The following is a 17,583-nucleotide window of genomic DNA, read 5'->3' as shown; positions in this document are numbered from 1 at the left end:
CAATGTGGGGCAAGGTGGGGGAAACATAAGCAACTGGGAGCTACCTTGCCCCACCCTGCCCCACCCTGCCCCACCCTGCCCCACCTTTGACTCCCCTTCATTCATCTGTTACAACAGACGTGACTGGGCTCACCGACCCCTTGGCGCGGAACCTGGTAGGCTGACCGGATCAGCAGTCCACCGGGGTCACTGCGGGACTTCCCCGACGACGCACGACGCAGGAGGTCACATGCGTATTCACCTGATTGCCGCAAGCGCCGCACTGGCTGCGCTGCTGGGAGCGCTGGGATGCGGCAGCTACAGCGCGCCGAACAGTCAACCGGCCTCGTCGGACAGCACGAAAGACAGTACGATGACTCCGCCCCCGGGGTATGGGGGAGGGTGAGGGAGGGTGGGGCAAGGTGGGGCAAGGTGGGCAAGGTGGGGGTCGTGAGGGGGCGTGTTTTTCACCCTGCCTCACGTTGCCCCACCTTGCCCACCTTGCCCACCCTCCCTCACCCCGCTCATCACGTTGACCTCGAAGAATCGCAGCCAATCGTGGTCGGCGATCTCCTCGAAGGTTTGGGCTCGAAGATCCCCACGTTGTTGACCAGGATGTCCACGGTGAGCACTTCGTTGATGAGCCCGTCGCAGCCGGCGGCGGTCCCGAGGTCGGCCGCGACACCGCCGATGTGTGCTCCTCGCACGGCCTCATGGATCGAGCGTACCGCGCGGACTCGAGGCTCCTGATCGGCCATGCGCGTTGCGACCGTCCTCGCGGGCCTCTAAGTTCTCGACCCATGCCACAGCCTATCCTGATCGACGGCGCCTGGGTGCCGAGCCGGGGATCGCGGACCCGCGACATCCGGAATCCCGCGACCCTCGAATGCATCGACAGCGTAACCGACGCCGCGGCTGAGGATGTCGACGCGGCGGTTCGGGCCGCCTCCCGCGCCCAGCACGGTTGGTGGAAGCTCCCGGGCATCGAGAAGGCCCGGCATCTCCACGAGATCGCCGCCAAGCTCAGGGCCGGCGAGCGGGCGCTCTCGACGCTCATGGCCCGGGAGACCGGCAAGCCGCTGATCGAGGCGATCGACTGCATCGACTGGGTGGCGGCGTGCTTCGACTACTACGCGGAGGTAGGCCGGCGGAGCTGGGGGAACTCGATGCCGCCGGTGCTCCCGCACCAGATCAACTTCACCGTGAAGGAGCCCTACGGCGTCGTGGCGGCAATCGTCCCGTTCAACTTCCCGCTGCTGCTCATGGCCTGGAAGGTGGCGCCCGCCTTGATGGCGGGGAACACGCTGGTCTGCAAGCCGCCCCATCAGAACCCGCTGTCCAACCTGCTGATGGCGCGCTCCTACGACGGCCTGCCGCCAGGCGTGGTCAACGTGATCACCGGCGGCCCCGAAACCGGCGAGCAGCTGGTGGAGCATCCGGGGGTGGACCTGATCGCATTCACCGGCTCGGTGGATGCGGGCCGGCAGATCGCCGCCCGGGCTGGCGCCGCGCTCAAGAAGATCAATCTCGAGCTCGGCAGCGTGGATCCGCTGATCGTCTTTGCCGACGCGGACCTGGATGCCGCGGTACCGGGCACCGCCTGGGCCCGGCTGCTCAACGCGGGGCAGGTCTGCACCTCGTCGAAGCGGATCTACGTGGAGGCCTCGATCGCGGAGGAGTTCACCCGGAGACTGATCGACTTCGTGAAGAGCGTGGTGGTGGGCGATCCGATGGACCCGGCCACCGACGTGGGTCCGCTCATCTCCGAGGAGGCGCTGGCGCGGGTGGAGCGACAGCTCGCCGAATCGGTCCGGCAGGGCGCCACCGTGGCACTGGGCGGGCGGCGGATCCAGCCGGGCGGACTCCGGGGCCACTACCTGGAGCCGACCGTGCTCACCGGTGTGCGCCAGGGCTCCCTGCCGACCACCGAGGAGATCTTCGGGCCGGTCCTCTCCGTCACCGTGGCCCGGGATGCCGACGAGGCGATCGCGCTGGCCAACGACTCCCGGTACGGGCTCGGCGCCAGCATCTTCACCGCCAGTCTGGAGACCGCCATGCGGGCGATGGAAAACATCAAGGCGGGCACCTTCTGGGTCAACGATCCGCTGACGGACAACGATGCCGGCCCCTTCGGCGGGATGCGCTGGAGCGGGGTCGGCCGGGAGTTGGGCGAGGAGGGCCTCGATGCCTTCCGCGAGCCCAAGCACGTGCACATCGACTACGTCATGGAGCGGAAGTACTACTGGTACCCATACCGAGCGCGGCCGATCCCCGAACCCCACGGCTGAGCTCCGCGCCGACGGCGTGAAACGCGCCTTCGCTCTTGGCGATCACCACCGTCGCGACCGCGTTGCCGATGAGGTTGGTGATGGAGCGGGCCTCGCTCATGAAGCGATCCACCCCCAGCACCAGCGCCACCCCCTCGACCGGGACCACCCGGAGCGCCGCCAGCGTGCTCGCGAGCACGATGAAGCCGGAGCCCGTCACCCCGGCCGCACCCTTCGACGTGACCATCAGGATTCCGAGGACGCCGAGCTGCTGCGCCAGGGTGAGCGGGACCCCGTACGCCTGGGCGATGAACAGCGTGGCCATCGAGAGATAGATCGAGGTGCCGTCGAGGTTGAAGGAGTAGCCCGCCGGGATCACCAGCGCCACCACCCGCCGGGCGCAGCCGTAGCGCTCCATCTTGTCGATCATGCGCGGCAGCACCGCCTCGCTCGAGGAGGTTCCCAGCACGATCAGGATCTCGTCTTTGATGTACCGCAGGAGCCGCCAGAGACTGAAGCCATACGCACGGGCGATCAGGTTCAGGACGCCGAAGATGAACAGGGCCATGGTGGCGTAGACGCAGGCCATCAGCCGGCCCAGCGTGAGCAGCGATTGGACCCCGAAGTTGCCGACGGTGTACGCCATGGCCCCGAAGGCGCCGACCGGCGCCACGACCATGACGATGCCGACGATCCGGAAGAACACCTGGGCCAGGCTGTCGAGCATCCGGGTGACTGGCCGGCCCGCCCGGCCGAGCGACGCGAGGGCGACGCCGAACAGGATGGAGAAGAACACCACCTGGAGGATCTCCCCCTGGGCGAACGCGCCGACCACGCTGGACGGCACCACGTGGGTGAGGAAATCGACGAAGTGGAGCTGTTGGCCCGGCGCCGTGAAGGCGGTCGCGTCGCCCCGCGCGATCCGCGATGCGTCGATGCCTTCGCCCGGCCGCACGACGTTCATCACCATCAGGCCGATGGCGAGCGCGGCGGTGCTCACCAGCTCGAAGTACACGAACGCTTTGAGCCCGACCCGTCCCACCTGCTTGAGGTCGGTAGTGTGGGCTACGCCGAGCACGATGCTGAGGAAGATGATCGGCGCGATGACCATCCGCACCAGGTTCACGAAGGTGTCGCCCAGCGGCTTCATCGCCGTGGCGGTGCGGGGCGCGAGCACGCCGAGCAGCACGCCCAGGGCGATGGCCAGGAGGACGCGGAAGGTGAGATTGCGTCCCAGCCGGGCGATCAGGCCCATCGGCTCGCGCGGATCACGGAGGAGTGCTGATGCGGGGAAGCGCGGCCTCGATCCGCTCCCGATTCGGCTCTTCCCAGGCGGGGAGCTTCAAGGCGTTGCCGAGCTGGTCGAGTGGCTCGTCGACGGTGAACCCCGGCTGGACCGTGGCCAGCTCGAAGAGCACGCCGCCGGGCTCCCGGAAATAGATCGACTGGAAGTAGTTCCGGTCGAGCACCTCGGTGACCCGGTATCCCAGCTCGATGAGCTCCTGCCGGAGGCGCCGCTGCTCCGCGCCGTCGGACACCGCCATCGCCACGTGGTGCACCGTTCCGAGACCGTTCACCCCCGGAGCCGCATCCGCGGCGGCGATCACGTCGAGCACCTGTCCCGGAGCTCCACCGGCCACGGCCACGCGGATGCGTTCTTCATCCTCCCCCACCACATGCCACCCGAGGAGCCCGGTCAGAAGCTCGAGTGTCGCATCCGGCGAGCGGACCAGCAGGCTCACGCTGGCGAGCCCGCGCACGGCGGCGGCCGGATCCACGCCCCCGCGGCTCCAGGGCGGCCGGAGATCGCGCTCACCGGCCACCAGCTCGAAGGCGAGCCCCGAGGCATCCCGCACCCCGATCCGATCCTCGCCGAAGCGAGGCGGGAGCGGCTCCACCTCCAGGCTGGACCGGCGGAGCCGCTCGGTCCAGAAGCCGAGCGAGCCGGCCGGAACCGAGAACCCGGTGGCGGTGATCTGCCCCGCCCCTTTGGCCCCGACCGGCACGCCCCAGCCCTTGTACGGGAACGTCGTCCAGATGGTGCCCGGCGCGCCGGTCTCGCTGCCGTAGTAGAAGTGGTAGACGCTCGGGTTGTCGAAGTTGATCGTCTTCTTGAGCAGACGAAGGCCAAGAGCGCCGAGAGAAAAATCCAGGTCGTCCTGGGCGTCGGCCACGGTGGCGGTGACGTGGTGCAGTCCGAGGATGGATGCGGTCATGGGCGGCTGCCCACCCGGAGACCGAGGGGCCAGGTTACCCGGCGCACCAGATCGGCCGGTCCCCAGAGCGCCTCGAGCTCGGGCACGAGCGCCTGGACGGGATCTCGTCCGGTCGCCTCACGGCATCGCGTCGTGGCGGACCAGGTCCCCAGGTAGCCGAGTAGCTCGGGCAAGCTCCAGTCGGCCGTCATGGCGATCTCCGGCGGAGTGATCTCTTCGAATGGGAACGCAAGGCTTCGGTAGCCGTCCTCCACCAGGCGGCGCTCCGGGGGCCAGTAGGGACCCACGACGTCGTGGTAGAAATACTGGAGTATCCGGTCGACCCCGGGGTCGTCCAGATGGTACACTCCATAGGTCCAGAGGGCCAATACGCCTCCCGGCGCGAGCACCCGACGGGCTTCCCGGTAGAAGGCGGCGAGGTCGAACCAATGCGCCGCCTGGGCCACCGTGATCAGGTCAGCCGAGCCGGTCTCGAGCCCGCTCGCCTCGGCCGGCGCCACCCGGTAGGCGATTCTGGGATGAGCCGGCGCGCTCGCCAGCAAGGCTGCGCTCGCGTCGGTGGCAATGACCCGGTCAAAGTGGGGAACGAGTCCGACGGTGGCCTGGCCGCTGCCGGCGGCGCAATCCCAGGCCAGCTCGCGGCGCGCGGGCAGCCGGGCCAGGAAGCTGAACAACGCCTCCGGGTAGCGTGGACGGTAGCTCGCGTAGCCGCCAGCCACCCGCGAGAAGTGATCGGGGAACGAGCCGACCATCGTTACATCCCTCCGTGTTGCACCACGCACCGGGCTCGGATCACAATATAGGCCGGGCTCGTCCCATTGCCGCAGGAGGTGCCGTGAAGCTCGGGCTGGCGGCAATCGCGCTGTTCCTCGCGTCGTGGATCGTGCTGCCGCCGCCGACGTACCCGCTGCTGCTCCTGGCAGTGGGAGCACCCGAGGTCAGCGTTTGGCTGGCGAGTCTCGCGACCCTCGCGGCTGGGCTCGCGCTGATGGACGTGGGCCGCTCGAAGGCGGCACGCGTCGCACTGGGGTTGGCGCTGCTCGCGCTGGCGCTCGCGTCCCGTCCGCTGCTCCAGTTTGCCGGCGTGGCCGCAGGGTTCGACGCCGCGATGCGCTCCGCGCTCGGGGAGCACTACCTGGCCCACGTACCGGCCGGCGTCCGGAGCGAGATGCGGCGGACGCCGCTGGTCGTGTCGGAGCTCGTGCGGGGGGTCGATCGGGCGGACGCACGCGTCACTCGGGGCGTTCCGTTCGCCATACACGATGGCGCGCGGCTCACGCTCGATGTGTATCGCCCGGCGAAGGCAGGCCGGCACCCTGGGGTGGTACAGATCTACGGAGGTGCCTGGCAGACCGGCTCGCCGTCGGCCAACGCGGCATTCGCCGGGTATCTCGCGGGTCACGGCTACGTCGTCTTCGCCGTCGACTACCGTCACGCGCCCCGCTGGCAGTGGCCCGCGCAGATCGAGGACGTGCGGGCGGCGCTCACCTGGGTCCGGGACAGCGGCCAACGCTACGACGCCGATCCGGCCCGGCTGGCGCTATTGGGCCGGTCATCGGGCGGTCAGCTCGCGATGCTGGCCGCGTACGAACCCGGGGCACCGCCGGTCCAGGCAGTGGTGATCTACTACGGTCCGGTCGATCTCACCGAAGGGTACCGGCACCCGCCCCGCCCCGATCCGTTGCATGTCCGCACGATCGAGGAAGCCTACCTCGGCGGGACCCCGGCGGAAGAGCCGCTGCGGTATCGCGAGGCGTCGCCGATCACCTACGTGACTCGGCCGCTGCCACCCACGCTGCTGGTCTACGCGGGGCGTGACAACATCGTGGAGGCCCGCTTCGGGACGATGCTGCAGGCGCGGCTCAAGAGGACCGGCACCACATCGGTCCTGCTGGAGATTCCCTGGGCGGAGCACGGGTTCGACGCGATCTCCAACGGCTTGAGCGCCCAGCTCGCGCTGTTTCAGACCGAACGGTTTCTCGCCTGGGCACTCCATCCCTGAAGCATTCCGTGGTCGCTACTATTGAGCACCTTCACCGGAGTCGTTCGATGCGGTGGTTCCTGGGCCCAATCCTCTTCCTCTCCATTCTGACCGGGTGCCTACGCGGACCCAAGGCCGCCGACCCCGTCGTGCTCGACAGGGTCGCCCGCCGCTACGTCACCCTGGTCCTCGGCCTCGGCCGGCACGATCCCAACTACGTCGATGCGTACTACGGCCCGGACTCGCTCAAGACCCTGGCGGAACGCGAGTCACTGACCGTCGGGCAGCTCCGCACGGCGGCGGATTCGCTCATCGCCATCCTGGGCGACAGCGTGCCGGCCTATACTGACTCGCTGGTCCAGATGCGGCACCGGTATCTCCGCACCCAGCTCGGCGCGCTTTCGGCCCGGGCGGGGATGCTCGAAGGCAAGCGGTTGAAGTTCGACCGGGAAGCCGTGGCGCTGTACGACGCCAGGCCGCCACATCTCTCCGATGCCCACTTCGATTCGCTGCTCGCCCGGTTGGATTTGTTGCTCCCGGGCCGAGCCCCGCTGGCGCGGCGCTACGCGCTGTTCCGTGACAGTACGCTGATTCCCGCGGCACGGGTCGACACCGTGTTCAAGACCGCCATTGCCGCGTGCCGGGCGCGCACCATGGCGCATCTCACGCTGCCTGAGGGCGAGCGCTTCGACCTGGAGTACGTCAAGGGCACGCCCTGGAACGCCTACAACTGGTACAAGGGTGGGTACCACAGCATCATCCAGGTGAACCAGGACTTTCCGATCGCGGTGGACCGTGCCATCGATCTGGCCTGTCACGAGGGATATCCCGGGCACCACGTCTACAACGCGATGCTCGAGCGGGCATTGGAGCGGGGACGGGGATGGGTCGAGCTGTCGGTGTATCCGCTGTTCAGCCCTCAGTCGCTCATCGCCGAGGGGAGCGCCAACTTCGGGATCGACATGGCCTTCCCCGCGGCGGAGCGGACCAACTTCGAGCGGAATTCGCTGTTTCCGCTGGCGGGGCTCAATCCGGCGCTGGCGGAGCGGAACGCGGCGGTGCGGGTAGTGATGGAGCGGCTCAACTACGCGAGGAACGAGGTGGCCCGCCGCTATCTCAACGGCGAGCTGGACTCGGCGGGTGCCACAGCGGCGATGGGGCGCTATTGGCTCCAGAGCCCCGAGCAGGCGGCCAAGACGCTGCGATTCATCGAGACCTATCGGAGCTACGTGATCAATTACAACCTGGGAAAAGACCTGGTGGCGGCCTGGGTGGAGCGGGAGGGCCACGACTCGACCGCGGCGCGGTGGCGGGCCTTCGGGGCCCTGCTCGCCTCGCCGCGGCTGCCGGGGGATCTCAAGTAAGCCGTCCGGACCTCAGAGAAGCGGCGCCAAGGCCGGCGTGACGGCGCCCTCGTCCCGCTCGCCGGTGCGGATCCGGTGCACCTGCTCCACGTCGAGGACGAAGACCTTGCCATCGCCCACTTCGCCGGTGTGGGCGGCGCTAAGAATCGCCCGCACGGTGACCCCGACGAACGGCTCGGAGACACCGATCTCGAGCCGCACCTTCTCCTGCAACTCCATCTTCACGGTAGTGCCGCGATAGGTCTCGACCCGGTCGGTCTCGCCGCCGTGCCCCATCACCCGCGAAACAGTAAGTCCCCTCACCTCCGCCCGATAGAGCGCCTCGAGCACCTCATTCAGGCGGTCGGGCCTGATGATCGCCACGATGAGCTTCATGCCACGGTCCTTTCGGCGTCAACGCGCCACGGTCTGCGGGGTGAGGGCGCGGGCCGGCGCCGGTGCCGCGCCCGCATCGGGAATGACCAGGATCGACCCCTCGCCGCTGCTGTACGCTTCTTCGCCGTGCTGGCTCACGTCCATACCTACGCCTTCGGTGCGCGGCTCGGTGCGGAGCGCAGTGACAAGTGCCAGGAGCTTGAGGATGCCGAACGTCATGATGGCGGAATAGGCGATCGAGCTGACCACACCGAGCGCCTGGATGCCCAGCTGGGCGGCGTTGCCGGCGATGAGCCCGTCTGCGCCGGCGGCGTTCCAGGCCTTCTGGGCGAACACACCGGTGAGCAGCGCGCCGGTCATGCCGCCGATGCCGTGTCCGGCGAACACGTCGAGCGAGTCGTCCAGCCGGGTGCGGGAGCGCAGCACGATGGTGAAGTAGCTGGGGAACGCAGCCAGGGCGCCCAGCAGGAGGGCGCTGGCCGGGCTCACAAATCCGGCGGCGGGCGTGATGGCCACGAGGCCGATGACGATCCCGGTGGCGCCGCCTACCGCAGTGGCGTGTCCGGTGCGGAAATAGTCCAGCAGCACCCAGACCACCAGCGTGGCCATCGGGGCCAGAAAGGTGTTGGTGAACGCCAGCGCGGCCAGCTCGTTGGCCGCGAGTGCGCTGCCGCCGTTGAAGCCGAACCAGCCAAACCAGAGCAGCCCTGCGCCCAGCAGGGTGAAGGGCACGTTGTGGGGGAGGATGGCCTGGCGGGCGTAGTCCTTCCGGACTCCCAGAACGAGCGCCGCCACCAGCGCGGAGACGCCGGCGTTGATGTGCACGACCGTGCCGCCGGCGAAGTCGAGCACGCCGCGGGTCATGAGCCAGCCGCCGCCCCACACCCAGTGCGCCACCGGAGCGTAGACCAGCAGCGTCCAGAGCGCGATGAACACCAGATAGGGCCCGAATCGCATGCGCTCGACCACCGCGCCGGAGATGAGCGCCGCCGTGATGATGGCGAAGGTGCCCTGGAACGCCATGAAGAGGACGTGCGGAATGGTGCCCTTGGCCTCGGTCCCGACGCCGCTCAGGAGCGCGTTTCCCCAGCCGCCGATCAGCGCGTTGCCGTCGGCGAAGGCGAGGGTATAGGCCAACAGCGCCCAGGTGACTCCCACGACGCCCAGCGCCGCGAAGCTCATCATCATGGTGTTGAGCGAGTTCTTGGAGCGGACCAGCCCGCCATAGAAGAAGGCGAGGGCGGGGGTCATGAGCAGCACCAGCGCGGTGGACACCAGCATCCAGGCGGTATCGGCCGGGACCACGGCGGGCGTGGCATCCTGGAGGGCGAGCAGCAGAGGGATCCGAGTCACCTTGCATCCTGTGCGTTCGGGGTGGCGGCCCGCCCCGGATGGCGGAGCCTACGGCATTGTACTCCCCCGGACCGGCAGGCGCAAGGCGTTGTCACGCAAATCGTGCATTTTATGCACGATTACGTTAGCACCCCTGCTGATTCGAGCGATTTTGCTACCTAAAGTCACAATACTGTCGCAAATCAGGCTGTTTCTGATGCACAATCAGCATTCATTCCTCCCGGAGCACCACCGCCGGGTCCACCCGCGTGGCCCGCAGCGCCGGAATCAGGTTTGCGGCCAGCGCGGTGAGGCCCAGCAGGAGCGCCACGCCGATGAAGGTCAGCGGATCGCCCGTCCCGACCTGATAGAGCTGGCTCCGGATCAGCCGGGCCAGCAGGAAAGCCGCCCCAACTCCGATCCCGATCCCCAGCACCGCGAGCGTCATCCCCTGCCTGAGCACCAGCCTCAGCACGTCGCGCCGGGCGGCGCCAAGGGCGATCCGGACGCCCAGCTCGCGGGAGCGTTGGCTCACCGAGTAGCTCATCACTCCGTAGATGCCGACTGATGCCAGCACCAGGGCGATGCCGGAGAAGAGGCTCAGCAGCAGCATCGAGAGCCGCCGCTGGCCCACCGACAACGCGATCAGGTCGTCCATGGTCCGCACCAGCGCAATGGGCTGGTCCGGGTCGACCGACCGAACCGCCGCGCGCACCAGGTTGGTGTAGCGCTCCGGGTCACCCGCGGTCCGCACAGCGGCCCAGAGGGCTTGCCGCCCCGCCTGCCGGTATGGGAGATAGAGCTGCAGCCGTGCCTCGGCGTCGAGCCCCTCGTGCTTGGTGTGCCCCACCACCCCCACCACCTCGATCCACTCCCGCGCGGAAGTGTCCGTCGCGCCGGCGGGCGGCCCGAAGGTGAACCGCTTACCCAGCGGATCCTCCCGGGGCCAATAGCGCCGGACGAACTCCTCGTCTATCACCGCCACGGGCCGGGAGCCCGCGCGGTCCTCGTCGGAGAGCAGCCGACCCCGGATGAGTGGGATCCGCAGCGTCTGAAAGAAACCGGGACTCACGATCCGGATGTCACCCCAGGGGCCCGGCTGGTTCCTGGGTGGCTGGTAGCCCTCGACCTGGAAGCTGCCGGTCGTCCAGGAGCCGCTGAAGGGCATGACCGAGGTCGCACCCACGGCGCGTACGCCTGGAATCCGCCCGATGGCGGGCAGCGCCTGATCGAAGAACGCGATCTGCTGCGTGTCGGCGGGGTATTTCGCGGCGGGGAGCGAAAGGTTGAAGGTGAGGAGGTGGTCGGGCGCGAATCCTGGATCGACGCCCTGCAGCCGGGCGAAGCTCTTCACCAGGAGCCCCGCGCCGGTGAGCAGAGTGAGCGCGAGCGCTACTTCGGCCACCACGAGTGACCGGCGGACAGCCTGGCCCTTGCGGTCGCCGGCAGACCCCCGGCCGCCTTCCTTGAGCGAGCCGTGCAGGTCCGCGACCGAGAGCTGCAGCGCCGGCGCGAGTCCGAAGAGGAGGCCCGTCACCAGGGAGACGATGAGGGTGAAACCCGCGACCTTGAGGTCGATGCCGATCTCGTCGGCCCGGGGAAGGTTGGCCGCGTTGACCGCCACCACCGCACGCAGTCCCCAGAAGGCGAGCCCCAGGCCCACGGCCCCACCGCCCAGCGCCAGGAGGACACTCTCGGTCAGCAGCTGGCGAATCAGCCGGTCGCGGGTGGCGCCGAGTGCGGTGCGCACCGCGATCTCCTTGCTCCGCGCCGCCGCGCGCGCCAACAGCAGGTTGGCCACGTTGGCGCAGGCGATGAGCAGCACGAACCCGACCGCGCCGAGCAGGACCAGCAGGGCCGGCCGGATGTCGCCGGTGGCCAGCTGACTGAGCGGCGTGACCGTGAGACTCCAGTCGGGGGCATAGACGTCCGGGTACTGTCGCTTGAGCCGCTCCGCGAGACTCTTCATCTCGGATGCGGCCTGGGCAAGGGGAACGCCGGTCTTGAGACGCCCGGTCAGATTGAGATACTCCTGGGTCCGCGCGTTGTCCGCGTACTGATCCGGAGTGAAGACCAGCGGGGCCCAGATCTCCCCGTTCCGATTGAAGAAATCCCGGAATCCAGGGGGCATGACACCGATCACCTGGTAGTTCTCACCGTTGAGCGAGAGGCTCCGCCCGACCACGCTCCGCTCGCCTCCGAAGAGCCGCTGCCAGAGTTCGTAGCTGAGCACCACGACCCGGTCGCGTCCGGCGCTGTCCTCTCCCGGCTGGATGGTGCGGCCCAGCAGCGCCGGGACCTCGAGGGTGGCGAAGAGCCGCCCGGTCACTCGCGCGCCCTGCAGCCGCACCGGCTCGCCGACGCCGGTCAGGTTGACGGCCCAGTTGGTCTGCACCGCCATCGAGGCGAAGGATCGTCCCCGCTGCTGGTAGTCCCGGAAGCCGGGCACCGACACCGGCGCCTTGAGGTCGTTGAGCGAGGGATAGAAATGCTGGATGGTTACCAGCTGCTCCGGCTCGTGGTAGGGCAGCGGTCTGAGGAGCACCGCGTTCACCGCGCTGAAGATGGCGGTGTTGGCGCCGATGCCGAGGGCGAGCGTCAGGATGACCACGAGGGTGAAGCCAGGCGACTTGATCAGACGCCGGAGGCTGTACCGGAGGTCCTGGAGCAAGGTTTCCATGGGGCACTCGAGCAGAGGAGGCGTGGAAGCAACTCAGCCGTCGATTGGACGTGCGGACGCCGGAAAAGGTTGCGGCACCACCATCCCTCTCCGCCATGCAAACTAAGGCCGACCCGGCAAGGCTGCCCGGATCATGGCCGCCGCGAGGCCGACCACGCTGGTCACGAAGGTGCGCCAGATGAGGGTCATGCCAGGCTGGTCGACCTGGAGGACCCGGAGGGCTGCCAAAATTCCGATCCCGCCGGAAACCGCGAAGAAGCCGAGCAGCACCCAGAGGACGGCGCGCATGAAATGGTGGGGCAGGCGCTCGTCCTGCACCCCGGCGAGCGTCTGGCGGATGGCCTCGTCATAGTAGGCCTTGAGACGCGCGTTCCGGCAGTCGGCCCTCAGACGATGGAGATCGGGAAGCTGAGAGAGGTTCACGCTGGCACCCGAAAGACCAGCTCGACGTTCTCGGGATGCACCCGGGTCAGGTCGCCGAACTGATCTTCCACCTGGGCCGGGATGTCACGGAGAGTGGGATAGGCGGCGACCTCCTGGCCCCGCGCGTCGATCACCCGGAGCTCGAGGCGGCCCCGCTTCCCTCGGGCGAGTACCTGGAGGAGCGCGATGACCGCGCCAAGCGGCACCCCGGTGAGCGCGGCGACGATCATGGGGTCCACCGCCGCGCCCCGGGGCGCTCCCTCGATAATCTGTTCGACTTTGGCCAGATCGTCCGCCCACTCGGCGGGGACCCCGGGCTCAGCTGTGCGCCTGAATCTGTCCCAGAACATACCGCACCTCCTGCACCAGCGAGTCCCGGGTGAAGCGGACCATGCTGGTGCCGGCATGGATTTCGGTCGGCACCTCGCGCAGCAGGCGGGGCGCTCCGTTCTGAGTCGAGTGGCCCGGCAGCCAGACGTATCGGCCCGAGTCGCGCACCGCGATACTGGGCCGGACCGCTTGAAACGCCGGCATGGCACGGACGTCGGGCCCCGAGGCGAGGATGTCGATCCTGCCGTCGATGGTCGAGCCGCGGCCCTGCTGCACCCGCACCAGGTTTCCGGCTTCGAGCCGCAACAGCGGGCCCTGCAGTGGGAAAGGGACCAGCGGGGTACCCAGCAGGACCTCCGCCTGTCCGGCGTAGAAGGCGTAGTAGTCGACCGGCCGGCTGCCGTGAGGGTGGATCAGGCCCGGCGGATCGAGCGCGAGTGTGACGAAGCCGGTGCGGCGATCCACGTCGAGCACGATGATCTTCCCTGCGCGGCGCCAGCCGACCCGCTCCGCCGTGAGGTCGACGGTGGGGTGGCGATGGGTTTCGCTGAAGGTGACCCGAACCTGCTCGGCATCGATGTAGGAGTAGTTGGCCTGTGGCGTGTCGGGCAGCGACTCGATACGCGCCTCCGACCAGGTCCGGATCCGGAGCGGGTAGCGCGCCAGATCGATCCGGACCAGGGCGGAGGGCTCCGCCCGATACAAGTAGACCCGCTTGTTGCGGTACTCCAGGAACTCGGCGATGGCCCGGTCGACCAGGTCACCTGCCAGCCGGCCCGCCTCGATGTAGTCCAGGATCCGCTGGACCACTTGCATCCGGGGGTCGCCCATCCCGGCCGGAAGCCGCTGATACCGCAGGAAGTACTTGAGCTGCACCCCGCTGGCCAACCGCAAGCCGGCTCGGCGGGCGGGGCGCAGCCGCGATGCCTGACGCACATCCACATCCATAGGGGACACTCCTCGGTCTGCCGGCCACTGCGCCGGACCACCCGAAGATATCCCGAAGATCACGTACCCGCTAGATCCTCGATGCGATCACTCGCTGCGAAGCACGCCCTGCAGGGTCTCCGCAAAGCTGTCGGGGTAAGCGCCGTAGCCGCCGTGGTCGCCGGGGAAGACGACCGGCTCGGTTCCCAGCCTGCTGGCCAGCGCGAGCGCGCTGCGGCTGGCGAGTTGTCCCCCCGACTCCTGGCCGATGCCCACCACGACCTTCTCCGGGAAGCCACGCAGCGCCTCGACGTCGGGGAGGTAGAACGAGATCGGCCTGAGCAGGTGCTCCAGGAAGTAGTCCAGGTTGCCTCCGATCCGGGCAAACGTCTCACCCAGCTCGGAGGCCGGCTCGACCCGCGATGACCGGTGTTGCCGCTGCTGCGTGCCACCCGATGCGACGAGCTCGGTAAACTTGCGCATGCCGGGCCTGGCGCCCTCCCGGCGATAGGTGGCGTAGACCTCCTCGATTTGAGCCAGCACTTGCTGAGCGTCGGGAAGCAGGGTTGCGCAGGGCGGCTCGTGGGCCACGAGGAGGCGCACCCGCTCGGGATGTCGGGCGGCAAGGTTGAGCCCGATCTGCCCGCCGCCGCTGGTCCCCAGCACATAGGCCGGCTCGCCGCCCAGTGCCTCGATGAGCTGCGCGGCATCATCGCCGAGAACGTCGACCTGCTGGTCCTCGGACGCGCCGTCCAGGGTGCTGCGCGAGATTCCGCGCGGGTCGTAGGCCACTACCGTATAGCGATCCGCCAGGCTTCGGGCCAGACCGGCGAAAATACCGGCGTCCACGGGCCCACCAGGGATCATCACCAGCGTCGGGCCGGATCCCCGAATTTCATAGTAGATCGTGGCGCCCGGCACCTTCAGGGCATTCGACTCGGTTTTCGAGATCGTTGGGTACCTCATCTCGGCGGTGTCTCCTTTCGGCTGAGCTCCGGTTCTACTGCTCCGACGAACCGGACGCGCCGAAATCGACATGTGATCACTATGGGGCAATGACCGCTCGTGCCGCGCGATTCATCTCGTTCCACCGCGCGGCCGTGCCCTCGGGGTCGACGTCGTTCCCGGTGTTGATCACACCGAGGATCGCGGCGCCGGTCCGCGGGTTGAGGTAAAGGAACGAGCGAAAGCCCGCCTGATCACCGGTGTGTCCCACCAGCGGGGCCCCGCCATCGTCGAACAGGAAGAACGAGAGTCCCACGGCCTTCCGGCCCGCCGAGTCGCCGGTGATCGGCCGCACCGCCCGCCACATCTCCAGCAACGACGTCCGGGCGAGCACCCCCTGGTACCGCCGGGCGGCGGCGCTGTCCCCTCGCGGGGCGCCGGTCAGGAAATCGGCCCAGGTGGCGAGGTCGGCCAACGGCGCGTTCCAGCCGCTGTTGGGGATGGTCACACCCGGATCGAAGTCCCGCCCGTTGGCCACCACCGCTTCACGGCCGGTACTGTCCCGGACCAGGGTGTAGTTGTTCGAGCGCTGGTCGGCCAGGTGGTACGGGGTCGCACCGAAGTAGCTGCGGGTGAGGCCAAGCGGAGTCCAGATGTTCTTCTGGATGTAGGTCGGGTAGGGGTCGCCGGTGACTGCCTCGATGATGCGCGCGAGATAGATGAACGCCGGGTTGCTGTAGCTGAAGCGGCTGCCTGGCGGAAAGGCGATCTCCTGGTACGGCATCATCGCCACCAGCTGCTCCCACCGGGTGGGCTCGAACGGCTCCCACGGCTTCCCCGCCCTGTACGGCCAGGTGGGATCCTGGAACCCCGCAGTGTGGGACAGGAGCATCCGGATGGTGATGGCATCCATCGAGCCGAACGGGTTGTGGATCTGCCGCAGCTCGGGGATGTAGCTGGTGACCCGGTCGTCAAGGGAGAGCCGGTGGCGGTCGCGCAGCTGCATGATGGCGACGGCGGTCAACGTCTTGGTGATCGAGGCGTAGTGATAGATGGTGCGCTCGTCGATGCGCTGCCGGAGGTCGCGGTCGGCAGATCCCGCCTCGACATGGGCGAGCCGTTGACCGTCGCCCAGCAGGAGCGCGCTCGCCCCCACAACGCTGTCCGTCGCAAGAAAGACGCGAAACGTCCTGGTGAACTCGGACCAGCCCGGCCCCGGGTCTGACCGGCGCTGGGCCTCGAGCGGGGAGGACGCCAGGAGAGCGAGGACAGCGACCCAACCGATGCGCCGAGGCATGCGGACGTCCTGGTGGCGGCGGGAAACGAGACGGAGTCGCGAGAAGAAAGACCCGGCCCGTTGGGAGCGCAAGCCGTTGCGAAATTCGACCGACGCACCGACAATGTCGGGGACTCTCTTGCCGGAGTTCCCATGCGCCACCTGCTCCTGGCCGCCGCCCTGTTCGGCTGCGCGGCCCGTACCCTCGAGGCCCAGCATCTGCAGCACGAGCTCTCCCAGCTGTTCATCTTCGGCGAGGGCGACCAGCCGCTTTTTCTCGGCGGCACCGGTGACCCCAACAATCCCGAAGCGATCCGCATTCACGGCAACCACTTCGTTCCGGCTGCGGTGGCCAGCAACGGCACGGTGATCTCGTTCCTCACCAACTCCATCGGCAGCAACGTCGCCAACGTCCCGGTGAGCGCGGCCAGCGGCGGGTCGACCTTCAGCTTCGAAGGGGGCGTACCGGTGCGGACCTCGAGTTCCGCCGGTCCCATCTTCGGGGAGCGGGCGCAGACGCTGGGACGGGGCCGGATCCTCGCGAGCCTCACCCGGACCGGGGTCAGCTTCAAGACGCTGCGGGGGGTGGACCTAGACAATCTGTCGTTCACCTTTACCCACGCCAACTCCGACTTCGAGGGGTGTGACTCGATCGCCGGGGGGGACTGTTCCCTGCTGGGGGTGCCGCTGCTAGAGAACGAGACGATCGACCTCAGCCTGGCACTCGATGTCCGGCTGACGGTGACCTCGTTCCTCCTCAGCTACGGGCTGACCGATCGGATCGACCTGGGCGTGGTCCTCCCGATCGTCTCCACCTCACTGCAAGGCACCAGCAACGCGCAGATCGTGCCGTTCGGTCCGCCGCCGGCGGTGCATTTCTTCGGTGGCACACCGGAGAATCCGGTGCTCAGCGCTTCCCGGTTCGTGGAGGGGTCCGCCACCGGTGTGGGGGATGTCGCCGCCCGGGTCAAGATCAACTTGAGCCGGGGCATGCCGGTGTCGGTCGCGATCCTGGCCGATACCCGTTTCCCCACCGGCAGCAGCGAAGATCTCCTCGGCTCAGGCTCCTTCGCGGTGCGCGGCCTGGGCATCGTCTCGGCTCGGTTCGGCGATTTCTCCCCCCACGCCAACCTGGGCTACCTCTACCGGGGCGGCGCGTTCGAGAGCGATGAGGTGCTCGCCACGGCCGGCTTCGATCATCTGCTCGCGCCGTGGGCCACCCTCGCGGCCGACCTCGTCACCGAGCTCCAGGTGGGAGACAGCCCGCTCCAGGTCCCCGGCCCGGTGGTGATCCAGTCGCCCTACCGGAGGGTGATCACGCCGACCACGATTCCCGACCGGCGGGACGACCAGGTGAACGCATCCCTGGGCGTGAAGCTCGAGGCGGCACGGGGGCTCATCGCCATCGCCAACGGCGAATGGCCGCTCAACCGCGGTGGCCTCCGACCCGACCTCATCTGGACCTTCGGATTGGAATACAATTTCTAG

The 17,583-nt window shown here is 68.4% G+C and carries 16 protein-coding genes; 4 read left to right on the top strand and 12 right to left on the bottom strand.

What is annotated here, in order from left to right; genetic code table 11:
• Nucleotides 1-506: 506 nt before the first annotated feature.
• Nucleotides 507-737: a hypothetical protein gene (locus VHR41_12215; protein ID HEX3234957.1), complete on the bottom strand. Its 231-nt coding sequence runs from the start codon at nucleotides 735-737 to the stop codon at nucleotides 507-509.
• 42 nt (nucleotides 738-779) lie between these two features.
• Between VHR41_12215 and VHR41_12210 the strand changes: the two genes are divergently transcribed.
• A complete protein-coding gene (locus VHR41_12210; protein HEX3234956.1) occupies nucleotides 780-2,267 on the top strand; it encodes an aldehyde dehydrogenase family protein in 1,488 nt (495 codons plus the stop codon).
• Here VHR41_12210 and dctA read toward each other — a convergent pair.
• From dctA to VHR41_12195, 3 genes are read right to left on the bottom strand one after another with little or no spacing between them, the layout of a single operon-like run.
• A complete protein-coding gene (gene dctA / locus VHR41_12205; protein HEX3234955.1) occupies nucleotides 2,203-3,501 on the bottom strand; it encodes a C4-dicarboxylate transporter DctA in 1,299 nt (432 codons plus the stop codon). The genes VHR41_12210 and dctA overlap by 65 nt on opposite strands.
• Before the next feature lie 13 nt (nucleotides 3,502-3,514).
• Nucleotides 3,515-4,462, bottom strand: coding sequence for a ring-cleaving dioxygenase (locus VHR41_12200; protein ID HEX3234954.1), 948 nt, complete (start codon nucleotides 4,460-4,462; stop codon nucleotides 3,515-3,517).
• Nucleotides 4,459-5,214, bottom strand: a complete 756-nt coding sequence (locus tag VHR41_12195; GenBank protein HEX3234953.1) for a class I SAM-dependent methyltransferase — start codon at nucleotides 5,212-5,214, stop codon at nucleotides 4,459-4,461. The genes VHR41_12200 and VHR41_12195 overlap by 4 nt, the downstream gene beginning before the upstream one ends.
• An 83-nt stretch (nucleotides 5,215-5,297) precedes the next feature.
• Between VHR41_12195 and VHR41_12190 the strand changes: the two genes are divergently transcribed.
• Nucleotides 5,298-6,464: an alpha/beta hydrolase gene (locus VHR41_12190; protein ID HEX3234952.1), complete on the top strand. Its 1,167-nt coding sequence runs from the start codon at nucleotides 5,298-5,300 to the stop codon at nucleotides 6,462-6,464.
• A 47-nt stretch (nucleotides 6,465-6,511) separates the two neighbouring features.
• Nucleotides 6,512-7,807, top strand: coding sequence for a hypothetical protein (locus VHR41_12185; protein HEX3234951.1), 1,296 nt, complete (start codon nucleotides 6,512-6,514; stop codon nucleotides 7,805-7,807).
• 12 nt (nucleotides 7,808-7,819) lie between these two features.
• Here VHR41_12185 and VHR41_12180 read toward each other — a convergent pair whose 3' ends face one another.
• The 8 genes from VHR41_12180 to VHR41_12145 form a co-directional block, all read right to left on the bottom strand.
• Entirely contained in the window at nucleotides 7,820-8,182 is a 363-nt protein-coding gene (locus tag VHR41_12180) for a P-II family nitrogen regulator (GenBank protein ID HEX3234950.1), read from the bottom strand.
• A gap of 18 nt (nucleotides 8,183-8,200) precedes the next feature.
• Nucleotides 8,201-9,535: an ammonium transporter gene (locus tag VHR41_12175; GenBank protein HEX3234949.1), complete on the bottom strand. Its 1,335-nt coding sequence runs from the start codon at nucleotides 9,533-9,535 to the stop codon at nucleotides 8,201-8,203.
• Between the two features lie 211 nt (nucleotides 9,536-9,746).
• Nucleotides 9,747-12,194, bottom strand: coding sequence for an ABC transporter permease (locus VHR41_12170; protein HEX3234948.1), 2,448 nt, complete (start codon nucleotides 12,192-12,194; stop codon nucleotides 9,747-9,749).
• 102 nt (nucleotides 12,195-12,296) lie between these two features.
• Nucleotides 12,297-12,617 carry a hypothetical protein gene (locus VHR41_12165; GenBank protein ID HEX3234947.1) on the bottom strand — a complete coding sequence of 107 codons (321 nt, stop codon included), beginning with the start codon at nucleotides 12,615-12,617 and terminating at the stop codon, nucleotides 12,297-12,299.
• Entirely contained in the window at nucleotides 12,614-12,967 is a 354-nt protein-coding gene (locus VHR41_12160; GenBank protein HEX3234946.1) for a hypothetical protein, read from the bottom strand. The genes VHR41_12165 and VHR41_12160 overlap by 4 nt, the downstream gene beginning before the upstream one ends.
• Nucleotides 12,936-13,883 (bottom strand): hypothetical protein, encoded by a 948-nt coding sequence (locus VHR41_12155; GenBank protein ID HEX3234945.1) that lies wholly within the window; start codon nucleotides 13,881-13,883, stop codon nucleotides 12,936-12,938. The genes VHR41_12160 and VHR41_12155 overlap by 32 nt, the downstream gene beginning before the upstream one ends.
• A 99-nt stretch (nucleotides 13,884-13,982) precedes the next feature.
• Nucleotides 13,983-14,840 (bottom strand): alpha/beta fold hydrolase, encoded by an 858-nt coding sequence (locus VHR41_12150; GenBank protein HEX3234944.1) that lies wholly within the window; start codon nucleotides 14,838-14,840, stop codon nucleotides 13,983-13,985.
• 79 nt (nucleotides 14,841-14,919) lie between these two features.
• Entirely contained in the window at nucleotides 14,920-16,116 is a 1,197-nt protein-coding gene (locus tag VHR41_12145; protein ID HEX3234943.1) for a serine hydrolase domain-containing protein, read from the bottom strand.
• Nucleotides 16,117-16,248: 132 nt separating this feature from the next.
• On the opposite strand from VHR41_12145, the gene VHR41_12140 reads away from it, so the two are divergent.
• The gene (locus tag VHR41_12140) at nucleotides 16,249-17,583 is read left to right on the top strand and encodes a hypothetical protein (protein ID HEX3234942.1); all 1,335 of its coding nucleotides are present in this window, start codon (nucleotides 16,249-16,251) and stop codon (nucleotides 17,581-17,583) included.

The organism is Gemmatimonadales bacterium (assembly GCA_036265815.1).
GTDB lineage: Bacteria > Gemmatimonadota > Gemmatimonadetes > Gemmatimonadales > GWC2-71-9 > CAVVWJ01.
Note: the sequence above shows the minus strand (reverse complement) of the source record. Positions and strands in the feature narration are given on the sequence as shown.

Coding starts and splice junctions, on each gene's coding strand:
- VHR41_12215 (HEX3234957.1), bottom strand. CDS start 737: ATGGCCGATCAGGAGCCTCGAGTCCGCGCGGTACGCTCGATCCATGAG.
- VHR41_12210 (HEX3234956.1), top strand. CDS start 780: ATGCCACAGCCTATCCTGATCGACGGCGCCTGGGTGCCGAGCCGGGGA.
- dctA (HEX3234955.1), bottom strand. CDS start 3,501: ATGGGCCTGATCGCCCGGCTGGGACGCAATCTCACCTTCCGCGTCCTC.
- VHR41_12200 (HEX3234954.1), bottom strand. CDS start 4,462: ATGACCGCATCCATCCTCGGACTGCACCACGTCACCGCCACCGTGGCC.
- VHR41_12195 (HEX3234953.1), bottom strand. CDS start 5,214: ATGGTCGGCTCGTTCCCCGATCACTTCTCGCGGGTGGCTGGCGGCTAC.
- VHR41_12185 (HEX3234951.1), top strand. CDS start 6,512: ATGCGGTGGTTCCTGGGCCCAATCCTCTTCCTCTCCATTCTGACCGGG.
- VHR41_12180 (HEX3234950.1), bottom strand. CDS start 8,182: ATGAAGCTCATCGTGGCGATCATCAGGCCCGACCGCCTGAATGAGGTG.
- VHR41_12170 (HEX3234948.1), bottom strand. CDS start 12,194: ATGGAAACCTTGCTCCAGGACCTCCGGTACAGCCTCCGGCGTCTGATC.
- VHR41_12160 (HEX3234946.1), bottom strand. CDS start 12,967: ATGTTCTGGGACAGATTCAGGCGCACAGCTGAGCCCGGGGTCCCCGCC.
- VHR41_12150 (HEX3234944.1), bottom strand. CDS start 14,840: ATGAGGTACCCAACGATCTCGAAAACCGAGTCGAATGCCCTGAAGGTG.
- VHR41_12145 (HEX3234943.1), bottom strand. CDS start 16,116: ATGCCTCGGCGCATCGGTTGGGTCGCTGTCCTCGCTCTCCTGGCGTCC.
- VHR41_12140 (HEX3234942.1), top strand. CDS start 16,249: ATGCGCCACCTGCTCCTGGCCGCCGCCCTGTTCGGCTGCGCGGCCCGT.